This is a genomic window from Actinocorallia lasiicapitis (genome assembly GCF_054778695.1).
The window spans coordinates 1-1,131 of sequence record NZ_BAAGZI010000758.1 but is presented as its reverse complement, the minus strand read 5'-3'; the positions used below and the strand labels follow the sequence as shown (position 1 = coordinate 1,131).

Below are 1,131 nucleotides of genomic sequence, written 5' to 3'. Positions count from 1 at the left end.
GACCACGCCGTCCGCGGCGGCTACCCAGACTCCGGCGGGCGTGCCGACGGTCGTGCCGAAGGGCGGTCCGACCAGCGCGCAACCGCGGCCCGCGCACGGCCGGTGGCGGCCGAAGCCGGGGGAGCCGTGGCAGTGGCAGCTCAGCGTCCCGGTCGACCGTTCGGTGGACGTCCCCGTGTACGACATCGACGGGTTCGAGAACTCGGCGGAGGTCGTCGCGGCGCTGCACGGGCAGGGCCGAAAAGTCATCTGCTACATCTCGGTCGGCTCCACCGAGGACTTCCGGCCCGACCACGGCCGTTTTCCGCCGGAGCTCCTCGGCAAGCCCAACGGCTGGCCCGGCGAGCGCTGGCTCGACATCCGCCGCCGCGACCTGCTGAAGCCGATCATGGCCGACCGGATCAAGATGTGCGCTGACAAGGGCTTCGACGCCGTCGAGCCCGATCTGGTGGAGTCCTACGCCGAGGACACGGGCTTCCCGATCAGCGCGAGCGATCAACTCAAATACAACCGAATGATCGCGAATTTGGCGCATATGCACGGCTTGTCGGTCGGGCTGAAGAATGATCTCGGACAGATAAAGGAGCTCGTCCGATACTTCGATTTCGCGGTCAATGAGGAGTGTGCGGAGTACGGTGAATGTGAGGCCTTGGCCCCCTTCGTGACGGCCGGTAAGGCCGTGCTCCATGTGGAGTACGCCCTCACCCCCGATCGGTTCTGCGGGCAGCGCGGATTCAGCTCGATGCGCAAACGGCTGGAGCTCGGCCCCTGGCGGCAACCCTGCCCGGGGGTGGCTGGATGAGGCCAGGTGGTTGTGAAAGGCGTCACTGGACAGGTTCTAGGACCGGCCGATGGAGTGGGAACCGTGGACACAGATCTGCGATTCAGCGTGCTGGGGCCGCTGCGGGCCTGGCGAGGTGACGAGGCGGTACCGCTCGGACCGCCGAAGCAACGGCAGGTCCTGGCGCTGCTGCTGCTCGCCGGCGGCGCGATCGTGCCCCGGCAGCGCCTCATCGACGCGCTCTGGCCGGAGGGCGCGCCGCTGACCGCGCACAAAGCCGTCCACGGACATGTCGGGCGGCTGCGGCGGGTGCTCGAACCCGGCAGGACCCCCCGCCAGCCCGCCCGGCT

Annotated in this window: 2 protein-coding genes; both read left to right on the top strand. The window is 68.8% G+C overall.

Annotated features, from left to right (window positions below):
• Window positions 1-802, top strand: an 802-nt coding sequence (locus ACYVE7_RS34405) for an endo alpha-1,4 polygalactosaminidase (RefSeq protein ID WP_460370805.1), incomplete at its 5' end; no start/stop codon positions are given.
• A gap of 63 nt (window positions 803-865) precedes the next feature.
• The coding region (locus ACYVE7_RS34400) for an AfsR/SARP family transcriptional regulator (protein ID WP_460370803.1) at window positions 866-1,131 on the top strand (266 nt) is incomplete at its 3' end.